This window comes from Burkholderia sp. BCC0322 (assembly GCF_902833045.1).
Classification (GTDB): domain Bacteria; phylum Pseudomonadota; class Gammaproteobacteria; order Burkholderiales; family Burkholderiaceae; genus Burkholderia.
In genome coordinates this window covers 808,322-824,652 of record NZ_CADFDU010000002.1, presented here as the reverse complement: position 1 = coordinate 824,652, position 16,331 = coordinate 808,322, and the positions used below count along the sequence as shown (strand labels likewise).

The following is a 16,331-nucleotide window of genomic DNA, read 5'->3' as shown; positions in this document are numbered from 1 at the left end:
GCCGGCCGCGCCGCGCCTGCCTCCGTCAGTTCGACGGCGCCATCTTGTCGCCCGACGACTTGCCCATCTCGTCGTGCGACATCGCGTCCTTCTTCATCGCGTCTTTCTTCATCGCATGCTTCTTCATGCCGTCCTTCTTCATCGCATCATGGCCCATTGCATCCTTGGCCATCGCGTCGTGGCCCATCGCGTCCTTCGACATCGACGAGCCGGGCTGCGACATCGCGTCGTTCTGGGCATACGCGCCCGTGGCGATCGTGGCGAAAGCGGCGACGCAAGCGGCAATCAGTACTTTTTTCATGACATCTCTCCACAACATGGGTTTAAGGAGCCGAATAGACGGACGACGTCGCGGGAAATGACAGCCGCTGCGAAAATTTTTTTTAAGTTGCGCGAAAGCGCGTCATGTTGCACCGCTTCACCACTGCCGGCCGAGCCGCAGGGCCATGCGGCGGCGACGCGCGCTGTCATTTCGACGGGCCATCGCAACGCCCGCCATGCTGCGGCCGCGCCGGGCTAGCCGATCCTCTCCCGGTTGAAACCGCCGCCAAGCCAGTGTATCTTGTGCGCTGCTAACGCGGGGGTCCTGCAATGCGCCCGGTCAAACAACCGGCATTGCGGGTGAGAAATACCCTTTGAACCTGATCTGGATAATGCCAGCGCAGGGAAGCGTACGGATTTCAGCGCCATCCTTCTGACGAAATCCGCCGCCTCACCAAGCCTCGTCTCCTGCTTAGCTCGAGCCCCACATACTTCAAGGGCTCCGGGCAAGCGCCGAAGCGCCTGTCCGGCGCTCGCACAGGAGATTGCATGAACGCCAATCCGAAGTTTCTGTCCGCCGACGCTCACGTCGATGCCGCGGCCGTCGCCCCGCTGCCGAATTCCCGCAAGGTTTATGTAACCGGCTCGCAGCCCGACATCCGCGTGCCGATGCGTGAAATCACGCAGGCCGACACGCCGACCGGCTTCGGCGGCGAAAAGAATCCGCCGATCTACGTGTACGACACGTCGGGCCCCTACACCGATCCGGACGCGAAGATCGACATCCGCGCGGGCCTCGCCGCGCTGCGCCAGGGCTGGATCGAGGCACGCGGCGACACCGAAGTGCTCGGCGGCCTGTCGAGCCAGTACGGCCTCGAGCGCGCGGCCGACCCGGCCACCGCCGACCTGCGGTTCCCGGGCCTGCACCGCAACCCGCGCCGCGCACGGGCCGGCAAGAACGTCACGCAGATGCACTATGCGCGCCAGGGCATCATCACGCCGGAAATGGAATTCATCGCGATCCGCGAGAACCAGCGCCGCGCCGAGTACCTCGAGAGCCTGAAGGCAAGCGGCCCGAACGGCGCGAAGCTCGCCGCGATGATGGGCCGCCAGCACCCGGGCCAGGCGTTCGGCGCGGCGGCCTTCGGCGCGAACGCGCCCGCCGAGATCACGCCGGAATTCGTGCGCTCGGAAGTGGCGTGCGGCCGCGCGATCATCCCCGCGAACATCAACCACCCGGAATCCGAGCCGATGATCATCGGCCGCAACTTCCTCGTGAAGATCAACGCGAACATCGGCAACTCGGCCGTCACGTCGTCGATCGGCGAGGAAGTCGACAAGATGACGTGGGCGATCCGCTGGGGCGGCGACACGGTGATGGACCTGTCGACCGGCAAGCACATCCACGAAACGCGCGAGTGGATCATCCGCAACAGCCCGGTGCCGATCGGCACGGTGCCGATCTACCAGGCACTGGAAAAGGTCAACGGCAAGGCCGAGGACCTCACCTGGGAAATCTTCCGCGACACGCTGATCGAACAGGCCGAGCAAGGCGTCGACTATTTCACGATCCACGCGGGCGTGCGCCTGCAGTACGTGCCGCTCACCGCGAACCGGATGACCGGCATCGTGTCGCGCGGCGGCTCGATCATGGCGAAGTGGTGCCTCGCGCATCACAAGGAAAGTTTCCTGTACGAACACTTCGAAGAGATCTGCGAGATCATGAAGGCGTACGACGTGAGCTTCTCGCTCGGTGACGGCCTGCGCCCCGGCTCGATCTACGACGCGAACGACGAAGCGCAGCTCGGCGAACTGAAGACGCTCGGCGAACTCACGCAGATCGCGTGGAAGCACGACGTGCAGGTGATGATCGAAGGCCCCGGCCACGTGCCGATGCAGTTGATCAAGGAGAACATGGATCTCCAGCTCGACTGGTGCAAGGAGGCGCCGTTCTACACGCTCGGGCCGCTGACCACCGACATCGCACCGGGCTACGACCACATCACGTCCGGCATCGGCGCCGCGATGATCGGCTGGTTCGGCACCGCGATGCTGTGTTACGTGACGCCGAAGGAGCACCTCGGCCTGCCGAACAAGGACGACGTGAAGGAAGGCATCATCACGTACAAGCTCGCCGCGCACGCGGCCGACCTGGCCAAGGGCCACCCGGGCGCGCAGGTGCGCGACAACGCGCTGTCGAAGGCGCGCTTCGAGTTCCGCTGGGAAGACCAGTTCAACATCGGTCTCGATCCGGACAAGGCGCGCGAATTCCACGACGAAACGCTGCCGAAGGATTCCGCGAAGGTCGCGCACTTCTGCTCGATGTGCGGCCCGCACTTCTGCTCGATGAAGATTACGCAGGACGTGCGCGAATTCGCGGCGCAGCAGGGCGTGTCGGAAACCGAAGCGCTGAAGAAGGGGATGGAAGTGAAGGCGGTCGAGTTCGTCAAGACCGGCGCCGAAATCTATCACCGCCAGTAACCGCCAGTACGCGCATGCGCGGTCCGGCGCTCCCCCGCCGGATCACCTCGCCATGCACGAAGCCCGCTTTCGAGCGGGCTTTTTTGCGCATGTCGCGTGCCTGCCGGCGCACGGCAAACCACAGGAAACAATTCATTACGAAACCGCGCGAGCCTTAACAAGTCCTTACAGCAGCGGCGGGGGACGGCGCGTAGATTGGGTTCATGCGCGGCCGCCGGTCGGTCGCGTGTCCTCCGTTCACAACCGCAAGGACAACGATCATGAATTCGATACGGCGTATTGGGGTATGCGCGCTGCTCGTCGCGACCGTGGCCAGCCTGTCGGCCTGTGACTCGATGACGAGACGCCAGCGCGACACGGCAATCGGTGCGGGTGTCGGCGGCGTCGCCGGCGCGGCGATCGGCGGCAGCGCGCTGTCGACGCTGGGCGGCGCAGCGGCCGGCGGCATCATCGGTAACCAGGTCGGCAAGTAAGCGGCGCAGCGCGCCGTAACAGTCAGCCAGACGGCGTTTTCGCGGTGCGGAAGCGCCGTTTTCGCATGCGGCGCCGCAACGTAGCGGGCCGCCTGCGCGGAAATGATCCGTTACCGTTTTGCACACCGTGTCATCGGCGCGCGGCCTAAGCTTAAGCATCTGCCGATTGCCGGCTCCGCCGGAGAGACATCATGAACAGGACCCTCGTCGCCACGGCGCTCGCCTGCGCGACGCTCGCCGGCTGCTACTACCCGTACGGCTATTATCCTGGCGGCTACTACACGGCTGCGCCGGTGCAGCCGGCCCCCGTCTATGTCGATCCGGGCCCCGCCTATTACTATCCGGCGCCTGCCTATGCACCCGCATGGGGCGGCTATTGGGGACCGGCGCTCTCGCTCAATTTCGGCTTCGGCGGACGCGGCGGCTGGCGCCATCACTGATCGGGCACGACCGCCGGCAGGCGGCCGCCCCGCGCCGGCCAACGGCGATACTCCCGTTTTTTTACCGTTTCTTGCCGTTTCATCGAAACGTGAAACGACGGCGTGGTAACGGGGTGTAAGATTCTCCGCATCCCATCCCTGCCCTTCACGATCGATGTCCCCCAAGAACGCCCTTCTGCTGACCGTGCTCGCTGCCCTGTGGGGTGCGTCGTTCCTGTTTATCCGGATCGGCGTCGTCGATCTCGGCGTCGCGCCGCTGATGGCGTTGCGGGTGGGCATCGGCGCGCTGTTTCTCGCGGGCTTCGCGCTCACGCGCTTCAAACCTGCCGATCTCGGCGCCCGGCTGCGCCGTCATGCGTGGCCGTTGTTCGTCGTCGGCGCGCTGAACTCGGGCATTCCGTTCTGCCTGTTCGCATTCGCCGAACTGACGCTGTCGGCTGGCGTGACATCGGTGATCAACGCGACGACGCCGCTCTGGGGCGCGCTCGTGGCCTACCTGTGGCTGAAGGACAAGCTGTCGCGGCCGCGCGCGCTCGGCCTCGTCATCGGTTTCGCCGGCGTGCTCACGCTCGTGTGGAACCAGATCGCGAATGCGCACGGCGAAACGGGCGCCGCGGCGACCGCGCTCGCCGCCGCAGCCGCCCTCGGCGCGACACTGCTGTACGGCATCGCGGCCAATTACACGAAGCGCAAGTTGACCGGCGTCGATCCGCTCGTCAACGCGACCGGCAGCATGATCGGCTCGACCCTCCTGCTGCTGCCGTTCGCGATCGCCACCTGGCCGGCCGCGCCGGTCGGCGCGCACGCATGGGGCTCGGTGCTCGCCCTCGGTGTCGCCTGCACCGGCATCGCGTATTTCATCTATTTCTACCTGATCGCGCACATCGGCCCGGCCCGCGCGATCACCGTGACGTTCGTGATCCCCGTGTTCGGCCTGCTGTGGGGCGCGCTGTTCCTCGGCGAACACGTGACGGTCGTGATGATCGAAGGCTGCGCGATCGTGCTCGTCGGCACCGCGCTCGCGACCGGCGTGATCAAGCGGATTCCCGGGATCCGGCCGCGCAGCGGCGAAGCGACCTGACGCTTCATTCGGGCGCACGCGCCGCCCCGCCATCGGCCGGGCCGTGATGCCTGACGGCCGGGCGGGCGCCAACTGTCCGCCGCGGCGCCGCGGATGGCGCTGCCGCGCGGCCGGCATTCCTCTGACGGCGACATTCACCCGCCACCGTGCCGGCCGCCGGGATTTCCCGCTTCGCCGCGCACGCCATGGCATGCCGCCGGATTGTCATGTGCGGCGGCGGCCCCCTCCGCCTCGCGGCGCGCCGGCGCGCGGCACGGGCCGCAGCTGCATTCCCGCGTGCGTGTGGAGTTTCCCTGATACGCGAGCGGCCCCGTTCCCGTTACACTTCGAACACTTACCCGCAGAAGGCGGTCTCGATGACCCACGTCCTTTCGCGTCCGCCGGCGCATGCGACTGCTTCAGCGTGGCGACGCGCTGCCGCTCCGCCACTCGACCCCGGGCACCGTTGACATGAAGCCCGCCCGCGACCTCTCGCTCGACTCCCTGCTCGAACGGCTCACGCCGACGCCCGGCGGCTGGATCGCCACCTATCGCACCACGACATTGCGCAGCGTGTTCCAGCCCGTGCTGTCGATCACGCACAAGCGGGTCGTCGGTTACGAGGCGCTGCTGCGCGTCGTCGATTCGAACGGCGCGCTGATCTCCCCCGCTGCACTGTTCGACAAGACGCGCGCCGACGCCGATGCGCTGCTGCTCGACCGGCTCGCGCGCTGCCTGCACACGGCCAACTTCGTCGCGCAGGGCATCGGCGACGGCTGGCTGTTCCTGAACGTCACGCCGCGCGTGCTCGACTCGGGCCTCGTGCAGCGCGAATTCGTCGAGGCGCTGTGCCGGCATTTCTCGCTGCCGCCGAACCGCATCGTGCTGGAAGTCGTCGAACAGCCCGCGCGCGACGAAGCCGCGCTCGCCCGCACGATCGACATGATCCAGCATCGCGACTTCCTGATCGCGATCGACGATTTCGGCACGGGATTCTCGAATTTCGACCGCGTGTGGCGCGCGCGACCCGACATCGTCAAGCTCGATCGCTCGCTCGTCGAACGTTCGACCAGTTCGGCCGAAGATCGCCGCATCATGCATCACCTCGTGTCGATGCTGCATCAGGCCGGTGCGATGGTGCTCGCCGAGGGGGTCGAGAGCGACGACTCGCTGCAGGCGCTGATGGAAGCCGATATCGATTTCGTGCAGGGTTTCCAGTTCGGCCAGCCCGATGCATCGATCGCACACGCGAGCGCAGCAGCACCCGCGATGCTCGACGCCGCGTGGCAGCGCTTCATTGCCCGCCGGCACGCACCGGTCATCGCCGAGCAGCCGGGCTTCGACGCGATCGAGCGGCTCGTGCTGACCGGCGCGGCCGCGTTTTCCGCGAGCGGCAACCTGCAGGACGCTGCGCAGCGCGTGTTCGCGGTGCCGGCCGCGCGCCGCGTGTTCGTCACCGACGAAACCGGCGAGCAGTTCCTGCCGTCGATCGGCGCGCGCGCCGACGACGGCCAGGCGGGCGTCGCCCGCCTCGCACCGCTGTTCCCGGAAACCCACAGCAACTGGTCGCGGCGCCCGTATTTCCAGCGCGCGATCGCCGCACCCGGCCGCGTCGCGCTGATGGGCCCGCACTTCTCGCTGACGGAAGGTCGCGACTGCTATACGGCCGCCGTCGCGATTCGCGCGCAGAGCCGGCTCGTCGTGTTCTGCGTCGACTTCGTGCTCGACAGCGCCGGGACCGTGATGCGCTGACCGGCGCGACGGTGGGCAAACGACTCGCGCGCCAGTGGTTCGCCCCCTTTCCTTTCGTCAGTCGATCACCTTCCCTCTCCCCGACTTCACCACGCTGCGGCGCGACTTGTGCTCGAGCCGCCGCTCCTTCGACGCGCGCGTCGGCCGTGTGGCGACCCGTGCGCGCGGCGTGAACGCGACGCCGCTGATCAACGCATCGAGTCGCGCCAGCGCGGCCTCGCGGTTCTTCTCCTGGGTGCGATATTCCTGCGACTTGATCACGACGATGCCGTCGCGCGTGATGCGCTGGTCGGACAGCGCGAGGAGCCGCTCCTTGATGGCGGTCGGCAACGACGACGCGCGGATATCGAAGCGCAGGTGGATCGCGCTCGACACCTTGTTCACGTTCTGCCCGCCCGCGCCCTGCGCGCGCACGGCCGTCCATTCGACTTCGGCTGGATCGAGCGTATAGCGGATCATCATCGCGAAGCCTCCATGCGGCGCCGCGCGAGCGCCTCGTCGACGCGCGCCGCGAGCCCCGAATCGCGCTGCGTGCGTGTTGCTACCGCCTGCGCCAGCACGCGCCGCGGCCCGATCACCTGTACACGCGTGCGGGCACGCGTGACGGCCGTATAGACGAGTTCGCGCGTGAGCACGCGGCCGAACGACGCCGGCAGCACGAGCGCGGCTTCGTCGAATTCAGAACCCTGCGATTTGTGGACCGTCAGCGCGAACGCGGTTTCGTGCGGCGGCAGCGCGGCCGGCGACACCGCGCGCGCGGTGCCGTCCGCTCGCCTGAACCAGACGCGCAGCACGCCCTGCGCGTCGGGCAGTGCAATGCCGATATCGCCGTTGAACAGCCCGAGCGCATAGTCGTTGCGCGTCACCATGATCGGCCGCCCCGTGAACCAGTGCGCGCCAACCGCGAGCGGCACGCGCGCCGCGTGGCGCACGTGCGCGGCCACGAGCGCGTTGACGTGCTCCGCGCCGCGCAAGCCGCTGCGGGTCCCGCACAGAATCCGGAACCGGTTGAGCGCGTCGAACAGCGGCAGCGGATCGGGGACGGGCGCGGCCAGCGTGTCGCGCAACGCGTCGAGATACGCACCGAAGCGCCGCGCGAGCCGCTCGACCGTCGACGACGCGAGCGACTCGCCCGCGTCGTCGTGGAACGACGCGGCGGCCGAATCGTCGGCGGGCAGCGCGTCGAGCGCGGCCTGCACGTCGCCGCTGCGGATCGCGAGCGACAGCCGCCCGATCGGCGAATCGAGACCGAAGCGGTAATTGCGTTCGAGCCAGACCACGCAGTCGGCGAGCGGTGCCGGTGCCGGTGCCGGTGCCGGTGCCCGAGCGAGCGTGGCAGACACGGCGGCCGGTTCGCCCGGCAGTATCGACGCAAGCGCCACGTCGCCCGCGTCGAACGGCGGCAGCTCGACGGCGTCGAGCCACGCGAGTTCGCCGACCTCGATCCAGGCCGGTGCGTCCCCTGCCTCGTCGCCCTCACCGGTTTCGGTCAGCATCGGGGCGGCGGCCGGCGGTTGCGCGACGGTGGTCGTCGACACTTCGTTATCCTGCGGTTCGTCGTCGAAGAGCGAAGCCTGTCGCTCATCGACTTTCCGTCGCGGTGCCGGTTTGCGCGTCGCGGCAGCAGCAGGCGCCGATGGCGGTGCCGAGGCCCGAGCTGCGGCGGAAACCGGATGCGCAGCGGGAACGGCTGCGGTCGCGACTTCGTCCGGCACCGGCAACGCCGCGACGAATGCCGCCTCGTCGATGCCGAGCGCCTGCGCGATGCGTGTGCGCGCGGCAGCGGTAAACGCCGGCCGCGCGCTCAACTCCGCGAACACGGCGCCCGCCTCGACCGCGGCCAGTTGGTCCTTGTCACCGAGCAGCACGAGCCGTGCACCCGGCGCGAGCGCATCGAGCAGATGCGCGGCAAGCGCGACGTCGATCATCGACGCCTCGTCGACCACGATCAGGTCGTATGGCAGCGGATTGTCGCGATGATGCCGGAACCCGGCCGCCCCACCGCCGCCCAGCAGCCGATGCAGCGTGTACGACGTATCCGGCAGGCGCGCCGCGAGTTCGGGCGGCAGGTCGCCGGCCCGCGCATGCAGCGCTTCCTGCATCCGCTGCGCGGCCTTGCCGGTCGGCGCGGCCAGCGCGACGCGCAGCCGCGGATGCGCGTCGAGCAGACAGGCCAGCACGCCGACGACGGTCGTCGTCTTGCCCGTGCCCGGGCCGCCGCTGACGATCGTCACGCGGCCCGTCAGCGCGACGATCGCCGCGACGCGCTGCCAGTCGACTTCGCCGGTTGCCGGCCCGAAGTAACGCGCGAGGCTGTCGCGCAACCGGTCGGGCGCGAGACCTTCGTCCGGCGCGGCCACACCGGCCTGCGCGACGAGCGCATCGGCAAGCCGCCGCTCGTAGTCGAAATAGCGCGACAGGTACATGTGGTCGTGGCGGTCGACGATCAGCGGCCGCTCGTCGCCGCGTGCGAGCGTGCCGAACGCGACCACGCCGCTCGCGGCAAGCGCCGCGCGGACTTCGTCGAGCGGTGCTTCATAGCGCTGCGCGAGCGCGCCGAGCGCAACGCACACGTGGCCGCCTGCGGTCGCACGACTCGTCGCGAACGCGGCGCGCGCCGCCCAGCGGGCGGCCGCAGCCGGCGCGCCGGCGCGGCGAGAGAGATCGCCGATACGGCGCGCGAAGCCTTCCGCGAGCGCAATGCCGAAATCGGCGGGTTCGGGCAGCCGCGCGACGAGGCCGCCGGTAAATTCGAGCGTGTCGTCCTGCGCATTCATGTTCATGCGCGGCCCCCTTCCATCATCCGGTCGAGCGCGTCGACGAGCGCGCGCTCGGGCCGCCGCGCATGCACGCCGGCCGGCTCGCCGTCGCTGCGCCAGTCGGGCCGCACACCACGCACGAACAGGTACAGGTAGCCCGCGATATGCGTGTCGTAGTCGTAGTCGGGCAGCCGCCCGCGCAGGTAGCGATGCAGTGCGACCGTGTAGAGCAGCGCCTGCAGGTGATACGCGTGATCGGCCATCGCGACGTCGAGCGCGCGCGGGCCGTAGGCGTCCGGCGTCGTGCCGAGATGGTTCGACTTCCAGTCGACGATCCAGAAGCGGCCGTCGTGTTCGACGATCATGTCGATGAAACCCTTGATGAAACCGGCGAGCGTGCCCGCCTCCAGTGCAACGTCGGGGTAGCCGTGCGCGACCAGCAGGCGGCGCAGCGCCGTCAGGTCGAGCGACGGCGCCGGGAACAGGAAACCCATTTCGTCGAGCCGCTTCGCCGGATCGAGATCGGCGAGCCGCATGCCCGGCACGAGCTCGGTGCGCACGACATCGTCGACCAGCTGCACCATCATCGCCGGCAGGCGTGTCGCGAGTTCGGGCTCGGCTTCGACCGGCCGGTCGTGCAGCGCGCCGAGCGCGGCCCTGGGCCACGACTCGGGCTCCGTGAACCGGCTGAGTTCGAACAGGCGGTGCAGGCACTCGCCGGCCGCCGCGCCGCGCGGGAACATGAGGATGTCGTCGTCCGGGGGCTCGGGTGCGACCGTGTCGACCCACGGCCACTCGCCATCCGGCACCGCCGCGGCAAGCGCATCGTGATCGGGCCGCAGTTCGTCATCAGGTACCGCCGCGACGCCCGCTTCCTCGCGCGCCATCGACGCGGTCAGCGAACTGAAGCTCGCCATCCGCCACGCATCGCGCAGCATGCGCGTCGTATGGCGCGCCGCGAGCGTCTGCGACGCGTCGTGCCCGGCCGCGAGACGCTCGGGTCGCGCCGGCGCCGGCAGCGGCGCAACGCTCACGGGGCCACCCGCGAGCGCCTGCCACGCCGTATCGAGCGCGGCTTCGTCGGGCGGCTCGTCGAGCCATGCGTCAAACGACTGGCCTGCGCCGGCAACGAGCCAGTTGAGCACGCTGCGCCGCGCTTCGCGCGTCGAGCGCGACGACAGGTACGGCCCGGCGACGACGTAGCAACGATAGACCGCCCGCGTGAGCGCCACGTAGACGAGCCGCGCGCGCTCCGCGGCCTGCTCGCGCAACGCCTGCCGCGCCGCATGTGCGGCCGCCTCATCGTCGCATCCGTAATGCAGCACCGCGTCGCCCGCGTCGTCGTGATATTCGCGCGCATCCGGCAGCGCCGACGCGGGCGGCTCGCGCAACCCGCCGTCGTTCAGGAACGGACAGAACACGATCGCGTATTCGAGGCCTTTCGACTTGTGCACGGTGACGATCTGCACGAGGTTGCGATCGGATTCGAGACGCAGCTGCGCTTCCTCGCCGCCGCCGCCGAGCCGTTGCGCGGCAAGCCAGCGCAGCGTCGGCGCGATGCCCGGTTGCGCGGATGCGCGCGCCTGCGTCAGTTCGGCCAGATGGTTGATGTCGGTCACGCGACGCTCGCCGTCCGCGCCAGCCATCAGGCGTTCGGCAACCCGCAGCTCGCGCGTGAACGTGCGCCACATCACCGCAAAGCCGCGTTCGCGCCACAACAGCCGATACCGCGAGAAGCGCTCGACCCAGCTCATCGCGTCGGCACCATCGGCCGCCGATGCTTCACGTTGCGCGTCGCCGTCGCCCTGCTCCATCCGCCACAGCGCACCGGCATCGAGGCCGAACCAGTCGGATGCGAGCGCCGCACGCAAGCGCCGCAGGTCGCCGGGGGCATCGATCGCCGCCAGCACGCGCTCGAGCTGCTCGGCGTCGCCGGTCGAGAACACCGAGGCCTGCGCCAGTTCGACGCTGCCGATGCCCCACGTGGCCAGCACGCGCTTCACGAGACTGCCTTGCCGGTGCGTCTGCACGAGCACTGCGATATCGCCAGGCGACAGCGGCGTATCGCCGAGCCGCACGCGCCCTTCGCGCGCGCCGCGCATCAGCCGCGCGATCTCGGCGGCACAGGCCTGCGCGGCCTGCGCCTGCGCCTCACGCTTGAGCAACGTGGCTTCGCCGCCCGGCAACGCCCACACCCGAAAGTCGCCGGCCGGGCCCGGATCGGTCGCGTCGACGAACGGCGCGCGCACGCGCGTGCCCGCGCGCACCGCGTAGTAATCGAGCCCGTCGAGCACGAACGCGCGCGGATTCGACATGAAGAAGCGGTTGCACGCATCGACGATCGCGGGCGTCGAACGCTGGTTGACCGCGAGTGTGTAGCACGCGCTCGCCCTGGCACGCGCGGCAAGATAGGTATGCAGATCGGCCGCGCGGAAGCTGTAGATCGCCTGCTTCGGATCGCCGACGAGAAAGAGCGGCCCGCCCGGCGCGAAGATCCGGTCGAAGATCGCGAACTGCAGCGGGTCGGTATCCTGAAACTCGTCGATCAGCGCGGCCGGATAGCGCGCGCGCAGCGTCTGCGCGAGCCACGGATGTGCATGCAGCGCGTGGTACAGGTTCGTGAGCAGATCGTCGAACGAGACGACGCGCCGCGTGCGCTTGCGCTCGGCCAGTTCGCCCGGCGCCATGTCGAGCCATTCGGCGATCAGCGCGAGCCAGCGCGCGCGCTGCGCGGCCTCGGCCGCCGCCACGGCCGCTTCGAGCGCATCGGCCACGTCGAAGAACGCGTGTTCAGGCGTCGCGCCGCCTTTTTTCGTCGCCTTCACCAATGCAGTGCGCGTGAGCTTCAGTGCGGCCTTCGGCAGCGCGGCCGTCGCGTTGCCCTGCGCGAAATGCGCGGCCCATGCGGCAAGCGCATCGGCAACCGCTTCGGGTTTGTGCGAACGCTGGTTGAGCGCGGGCTGCGCGGTGCGCAGCAACGCATCGATCGCTTCGCACTCGGCCGCCCACATCCGCTCGGCCTCGGCGAAGCATTCGGCAGCCGCCGCCTCGGCCGAGTCGTCCGGCTCGCTCACGCCGTCCCAGCGCAGCGCGGCAAGCGGCTTCTTCAGCCGGCGCGCAAGCTGGGCATCGAGCGCGGCCGGGCCCGCGCCCGATTCGACGAGCCAGGTCGCAAAGCCCGGCCAGCGCGCGGCCGCCGGTTCGACGCGCGTGCGCCAGAAATCCGCTGCGAGTTCGAAGCGCAGCGACGCGTCGTCGGCCTCCATGTCGAATGCGAACGGCATCGCCGCCGCGAATGGCGCTTCCTGCAGCGCGCGCTGGCAGAACGCGTGAATCGTATGGATCGCGGCCTGGTCGAACGCGCGCAGCGCGCGCCGGATCCGCTTCGCAGCCGTCTCGGGATCGAGCGCGCCGCTTTCGCCGAGCGTGGTTTCGAGCAGGCGCGCGATGAACGGATCGCCGCCGTCGTCACCCGTGTCGAGCGCATGCGCAAGCTGCGCGAGCCGGCCGCGAATCCGCTCGTGCAGCTCGGCAGTCGCCGCTTTCGTGAAGGTCACGACGAGGATTTCGTCCGCACCGAGATCCTTTTCCAGCAACAGGCGCACATAGAGTGCGCAGATGTTCCAGGTCTTGCCGGTGCCGGCCGATGCCTCGATCTGGTTGACGCCGTCGAGCGGGCACGCGAACACGTCGAGTTCGCTCGCCTGTTGCGGCTGCGACCCGGCACTCATGCGACCTCCTTCAGATGCTCGACGAGCGGATCGAACACGAGCCGCGCGAGCGTGCCGAACGGCTCGTCGAGCGATGCATGCGCACCGCGCCACGCGATCGCGATGGCCGGATCGTCGGCCTCGCTCACGACCCGTTCGTTGATCCAGACGCTCGCGGCCTTCGCCTCGCCGTCGGACACCCTCGCCCACGCGCTGCGCGGGAAAAACCGCAACGGCATGCGACGCCCCGCGCGAAACAGCGCGGCCAGCGGCGCGAGCCGCTCGAGCGGCGCCGCGACCGGCGTCAGCTCGAATGCACCGCCGCTACCGAACCACAGCGTGCGGCGCGGGCCACCGGGATCCACCGCGCAGTAGACGAGATGGGCGAGCCACACCGACAGGTAGTCGCGCGCACTCGGCCGCGCGTAGCGGTAGATGATCTGCCCGGCCGGCGTCAGCCGGTTCAGCGTGCCGTGCAGTTCGAGCGGCGCGCTCACCGCGTCGCCCGACAGCAGCGCGTCGTCGGCGCCGAACAGCGCCTGCTCCGTGTCGGGCCAGACGGGCATGACGGTGAGCGAGAACGGCCGCCGCTCCATCCCGTCGGCCAGCGCGCGGCGCACGTTCGACGCGAGCTGCGTCATCGAACCAAGCGCCTGATCGCGCCACACGGCGCCCGTCGCGCCGCCCGGCAGTTCGGGGCTCGCGTCCGCAATGCGCAGCGCGTGATCGTGCACGCGGCCCTCGTCCGACTCGATCAGCAGCGGCAGCACGCGCTCGGCGAGCGCATCGCTGCCGGTGAAGTCGAGCGCGAACGGCTCGGTGTCGAGCAGTTCGGCCTGTGCGTCGGCAAGCACGATGCCGAGCCGCGCGCGCAGCAGCGCACGCGCGGGATGCCGCCAGAAGCGTTCGAATTCGCTGAATGCGACCGGCTCGACCGGCTCGGCCGGCAGCGGCTGCGCGAAGAACGGCAGCTCGCGCGGGCCGTCCCCCGACGCCTCGGCGGCCAGCAGCGTCGCGAGCGCCGCACGCTCGGCATCGTAGGAAACGAGTGCGCTGCCGGGCTGGAAATACGCGGCCGCGAACGGTTGCAGCGGATGCTCGACGACGAATGCGCGCCGCGCGGCCTCGACCGCGTCCGGCGGCGCGTCGGGCCCGGCCGTGACGAGCGCGAGATGATCGAGCAGCTCGTCGACGAGTGCCGCGGGCGGCAGCGGCGCGTTGTCGCGAATGCTGCGGCCCGTGTAGGCAATCATCAACCGGTCGCGCGCCGCGAGCAGCAGGTCGAGAAACAGGTTGCGCTCGTCGTCGCGGCGCTGGCGGTCACCGAGCTTCGGCAACACGGCCATCAGGTCGAATTCGTCGGCGCGCGCAAGACTCGGCAGCACGCCATCGTCCATCCCGAGCAGGCAGACCACGCGATACGGCAGGCCGCGCAGGCTCGTCAGCGACGAGAACGTGACGCCGCCCCACGGCACGCCGCCGCGCGCCGGATCGTCGAGCGCGGCGGCCAAGCCCGCCCGGACGACGGCTGCCGGCAGCGCGACGTCGGGCGCGCCCTCCGTCATCGCGGCCAGCATCGCGTCGAGCGCGTCGCGCACGCCCGCGAGCGCATCCGCATACGCGGCGCCCGAATCGAAGAAACGCGCGAGCGTATCGGCGAACAGCTCGCTCCAGCCTTGCGGCGTATGCGATTCGGCCAGCCGCCGCGCGAAGCCGTCGAGATCGTCGGTGAAGCGCGCGAGCCGGCCGAGCAGTTCGGCCTCGCTGCCGGTGGCCGCCTCGATCGGCAGCCACGCGCCGACCGGCGCCGCGCCCTCCGGCATCGCATAACCGAGAAAGAGCCGCGCGAGCGCATCGGAGAACGTATGGCGCGGCGCGGGCACGGCCGCGTCGTCGCTCGCGCGCGGCGACAGTCCGCGCCGCGCGCCGGCGGCTGCGAGCCAGGTCTGCACCGTCTCCAGCGCCGCCGCATCGATGCCGTAGCGCGCCGCCACCGCGTCGACGCGCAGCCATTCGACCAGTTCGGGCGCACCGACCTGCCGCTCCGGCAACGCGAGCCAGTCGAGCAGCACGCGCGCGACCGGGTTCGCCTGCGACGGCGGCAGGCCGGTGATCCGGTAAGGCACACGGGCACCGCCGGTGCCAGCCGTGCCGAACACGGCGTCGATCAGCGGCCCGGCCGCCGCGAGATCGGCCACCGCGACGAGCACGTCGGACGGCTGCAGGCTCGCATCGGCGTCGAACCACGCGAGCAGCCGGTCGTGCAGCACCTCGAGCTGGCGCGCGAGGCTGTGGCACACGTGCACCTCGATCCCGCGCTCGGCCGGCGTGTCGCCGGTTTCCGCCTCCGGCCGCAATTCGAGGATCGCGTTCTGCACGCGCGCGAGCCACGTCGGCTCGGGATTCTCGACGAACCGCGCCGCGTCGCCCGACGCGGCGCTTTCAGTCAGCTCGTGCAGCATGTGCAGTTGCGCCTGGGTCTGCCTGCCCCATTCGGCAAGCAGCGGATGGCCGACTTCCTGGTAGTCGAGCCGCCCGGCCGCATCGAGCGCCTCGGCATGCGCGGCGGTCACAATGTCGAACCAGAACTCGCGACACGGGTTCAGCGCATAGACGCGCACGTCGATCCAGCGCGACAGCTCGCGCAGCAAGGCGACATGCAGCGGCGGCATCGTCGGCAGCGCGAACACGGCGACCGATTCCGGCCAGTCCGCACGCGCAATGGTTTCAGGATCGAGATGGCGCGCCTCGACGAGGAAACGGTGCGCCGGCGGCGTGCCGCTGTCGCTCAGCTCGGCCAGCAGCGCGCGCCACAGCGCGGCCTGCCAGCGCTCGTCGTCGCGCGCGGCGTCGCTGATCCCGCGCGGCGCGGCGTCGCCCGCGAGCACGGACTCGCCGGCCTGCCATGCGGCCAGCCATTCGGGGCGATAGGTCAGGTAATGATCGAGCACGGCCGCGACGCGGTGTGCAAGCTCGTAGCGCATCGCATCGTCGGACGCGGACAGATACGCGGCCAGCCGCGGCGACGCGAGCCACGGCGCCCCGTCGGACGCCTGCGCGAACAGCCGGTAGCAGCGCCACACGAGGCGGTCGGGCGCGAACGGCGAACGCTTGGGCACCTCCATCACGCGGCCGATCTGCGCCCACAGCCATTGCGCGAGATACGAGAACTCGACGTTCGCGCACACGCCGTTGCGCGCGGCGATGTCGAGCTCGAGACGGCGGCGCAGCGCCGCGCTCGGCACGATGACCTGCTGCGGCGCCCACGGGCCGTTGCGGGCCGGGAACGCGGCCAGATCCTCGAGCAGCGCGTCGGCCAGCGTTTCGTGACGATTCGAATAGAACAGATGGAGCATGAGGCGGGGCGTCGGATTCTCGCGCCGGCCGAACCGGGC

General features: G+C 69.8%; 10 protein-coding genes and 1 riboswitch. Of the genes, 5 read left to right on the top strand and 5 right to left on the bottom strand.

Annotated features, from left to right (window positions below):
- Positions 1–25: 25 nt before the first annotated feature.
- Complete coding sequence (locus HWX39_RS09875) at positions 26–301, bottom strand: pentapeptide MXKDX repeat protein (protein ID WP_175032886.1); 276 nt, start codon at positions 299–301, stop codon at positions 26–28.
- A 268-nt stretch (positions 302–569) separates the two neighbouring features.
- A riboswitch (TPP riboswitch) is annotated at positions 570–686 on the top strand.
- 124 nt (positions 687–810) lie between these two features.
- Between HWX39_RS09875 and thiC the strand changes: the two genes are divergently transcribed.
- The 5 genes from thiC (at position 811) to HWX39_RS09850 (ending at position 6,467) form a co-directional block, all read left to right on the top strand.
- Positions 811–2,742 carry a phosphomethylpyrimidine synthase ThiC gene (gene thiC, locus HWX39_RS09870; RefSeq protein WP_175967425.1) on the top strand — a complete coding sequence of 644 codons (1,932 nt, stop codon included), beginning with the start codon at positions 811–813 and terminating at the stop codon, positions 2,740–2,742.
- A gap of 260 nt (positions 2,743–3,002) precedes the next feature.
- Positions 3,003–3,215, top strand: a complete 213-nt coding sequence (locus tag HWX39_RS09865) for a glycine zipper 2TM domain-containing protein (protein WP_043182137.1) — start codon at positions 3,003–3,005, stop codon at positions 3,213–3,215.
- Between the two features lie 191 nt (positions 3,216–3,406).
- Complete coding sequence (locus HWX39_RS09860) at positions 3,407–3,655, top strand: hypothetical protein (RefSeq protein ID WP_175967423.1); 249 nt, start codon at positions 3,407–3,409, stop codon at positions 3,653–3,655.
- Positions 3,656–3,809: 154 nt separating this feature from the next.
- Positions 3,810–4,736 (top strand): DMT family transporter, encoded by a 927-nt coding sequence (locus HWX39_RS09855; RefSeq protein ID WP_175967421.1) that lies wholly within the window; start codon positions 3,810–3,812, stop codon positions 4,734–4,736.
- A gap of 450 nt (positions 4,737–5,186) precedes the next feature.
- Positions 5,187–6,467, top strand: a complete 1,281-nt coding sequence (locus tag HWX39_RS09850) for an EAL domain-containing protein (protein WP_175967419.1) — start codon at positions 5,187–5,189, stop codon at positions 6,465–6,467.
- Positions 6,468–6,524: 57 nt separating this feature from the next.
- On the opposite strand, the gene arfB is transcribed toward HWX39_RS09850, so the two are convergent.
- Genes arfB through recC form a run of 4 tightly spaced genes read right to left on the bottom strand, consistent with a single transcriptional unit; the run spans position 6,525 to position 16,292 of the window.
- Complete coding sequence (arfB, locus tag HWX39_RS09845) at positions 6,525–6,929, bottom strand: alternative ribosome rescue aminoacyl-tRNA hydrolase ArfB (RefSeq protein WP_175967417.1); 405 nt, start codon at positions 6,927–6,929, stop codon at positions 6,525–6,527.
- Positions 6,926–9,244, bottom strand: coding sequence for an AAA family ATPase (locus HWX39_RS09840; protein WP_175967675.1), 2,319 nt, complete (start codon positions 9,242–9,244; stop codon positions 6,926–6,928). The genes arfB and HWX39_RS09840 overlap by 4 nt, the downstream gene beginning before the upstream one ends.
- Positions 9,245–9,246: 2 nt before the next feature.
- Positions 9,247–12,957: an exodeoxyribonuclease V subunit beta gene (recB, locus tag HWX39_RS09835; RefSeq protein ID WP_175967415.1), complete on the bottom strand. Its 3,711-nt coding sequence runs from the start codon at positions 12,955–12,957 to the stop codon at positions 9,247–9,249.
- On the bottom strand, positions 12,954–16,292 hold the full coding sequence (gene recC / locus HWX39_RS09830) for an exodeoxyribonuclease V subunit gamma (RefSeq protein ID WP_175967413.1): 3,339 nt from the start codon (positions 16,290–16,292) through the stop codon (positions 12,954–12,956). The genes recB and recC overlap by 4 nt, the downstream gene beginning before the upstream one ends.
- Positions 16,293–16,331: the final 39 nt, after the last annotated feature.